Genomic DNA, 1851 nt, shown 5'->3' with positions numbered 1-1851 from the left:
CAACCCACCGAACAACAAACGATCACGCAACAACCGCTAAACACCACTCCACAGGACTTGACCCGACCTGTTCGGGTGACTCTGCTTGCATGAGGCGGATGACGTCGCTAGCGTCCTTCGGCTTCAGGCGCGATGTTCTACCTGTGCCGGCATCACGGAACCGTTCGTGCAACTTGTGCGCCTTGGCCACGAACAGGGCGGCGGTGCCGGCCACCGGTACCAGCACTGTGCGGTCGTCGGCGTCGGGTTCCAGGCTGGTAATCATCACGTCGCAGTGGTCAGCTACTGCTGCCTCTAATCCGGGCGTGCGACGGGCGGTGTTCGCGCCGTGAGAGGGCAATTGCGCCGACCTGCGCCCCTTACCCGCCAGTGCCTCCGGCACAAGCAGGTCCACCGGCACGATGACTTCTTGGCCGGCCACGAGAACGGATCTCTGCCAGATTCCTGGTTCAGTGCCCAGTGAGAACCCGGCAGACTCCATTGCCTCCTTGAGCGCTGGGTTGGCTCCCAACACCCGCGGATCGAGGGCAAGGTCAGCGTCGGTGGTGTACGGCGCGACGCTGACATCGAGCGTGGCTCCGCCGGTACGCACGTAGATTGCTTGGGCGCCAGCCAGAATGACCGCTTTGCGGTGCTCGGCGAGCGCGTTGAGGGCGTCCAACAACACGCGACGCGCTGCCACATATAGTGGCGAGGTCTCTGGCGACATCATGGACAGCGAATCTACACATCGAGCTCCGGAAGATCCCGCAACCGCCAACGCGATTCGTGTTCGCGCATCCAGTCGATCAGGGCTTCCCCCTCCTCGGGCAGTCGGCCATTGCCGCCGAGGCAGTCCAACGCCAACTGGCTGAGCCCCACATGGCGCCGGCCCCCCACTTGGCGCGCCCGAGCAAGCTGCGCCTCATCCTCAGGGCGCAGCAGCACGACATCAGCGCCTCGATCCGTCGGTAACAGTCGACCGAACTGACTTACCTCGCTCGGACTGTCGGTGTAGAGGACTAGTTGGGCCGGTGCAGCGATGGGCGCGACCGCCGACGCAGCGAAGGATCCTGTGACGACGACCGGCGGGGCACCATCATCCGTTAGCCGGTGAAACAGGTCAGCCGCGCCAGCGGGTGCGACAGACAGTGAGGTGGTGTTGGTCTTGAGAAGGTCGTAGCGTGCGGCAGCGAGGGTCAGCAGCCCGGGCCAGTCAACGTCCACCACCGTGCCCTTACGGTCACGTTCGATCACTGCTTGTTCATCGAGGGCCTGTAGCAGGCTGGACACATAGCCTCGGTTGAGGCCGCCCACCCTGGCCAGATCTGTTAGCCGAAGCGGGGGCATGACGTCGACCAGCAGGCGTGCGAGCCGGCGAGCTTTGGGTCCATACAACCGAGCAGGGCCGCGGTGGGACGGGTGCGGGTCACGCTGCGCGCCAGGTAGCCGGACGAACACGGCTGGTCTTTGGACGCGCAGGTAGACATTCCCGGTCAAATCGAGGTACGAGTAGCCTCGCTCTTCAAGCATGGCTCGCGACCTCGGGCTCAACCAGGGAGCAACAACCAAGATCACTGGATCACGCATAGCCCTGCGGACTGCACCCGACAAGCGCGCGTGGATCTTTTCCACGTCCCGGGGCGTGAACGATGTCTTGGCTTCGACCAAGACGAGCGTGTACCCGCTGTACTGCTCCTTCAGCTCCCACAGGGCGTCCCCAGCATCCGGCAGCGTCTCTTCCCCGCCGATCGGGGCGTCGATCAGCTCGAAGTGCTCCGGCAACAGCTTGACGAGATAGTTGCGTCCGGCAGAGTGGTGTACGGCAGACCTGCAGCTCAGAGCCGGTTTGGCGTAGACGTGAGGCGGCCA

General features: G+C 64.1%; 2 protein-coding genes. Both read right to left on the bottom strand.

The genetic code is table 11. The annotated features are described in order from the left end of the window. Positions 1–22: 22 nt before the first annotated feature. Positions 23–712 (bottom strand): hypothetical protein, encoded by a 690-nt coding sequence (locus V6U90_RS33210; RefSeq protein WP_334445102.1) that lies wholly within the window; start codon positions 710–712, stop codon positions 23–25. Between the two features lie 11 nt (positions 713–723). Then, positions 724–1851: hypothetical protein (locus V6U90_RS33205; RefSeq protein ID WP_334445100.1), on the bottom strand; the 1128-nt coding region annotated here is incomplete at its 5' end.

It is taken from the genome of Micromonospora sp. CPCC 206060 (assembly GCF_036906895.1).
Taxonomy (GTDB): domain Bacteria; phylum Actinomycetota; class Actinomycetes; order Mycobacteriales; family Micromonosporaceae; genus Micromonospora.
The sequence above is the reverse complement of the archived record's forward strand: the minus strand, read 5'-3'. Positions and strand labels throughout refer to the sequence as shown.

Bases quoted from the DNA above. Each gene is read 5' to 3' on its own strand.
- V6U90_RS33210 (WP_334445102.1), bottom strand. From the start codon at position 712: ATGATGTCGCCAGAGACCTCGCCACTATATGTGGCAGCGCGTCGCGTG.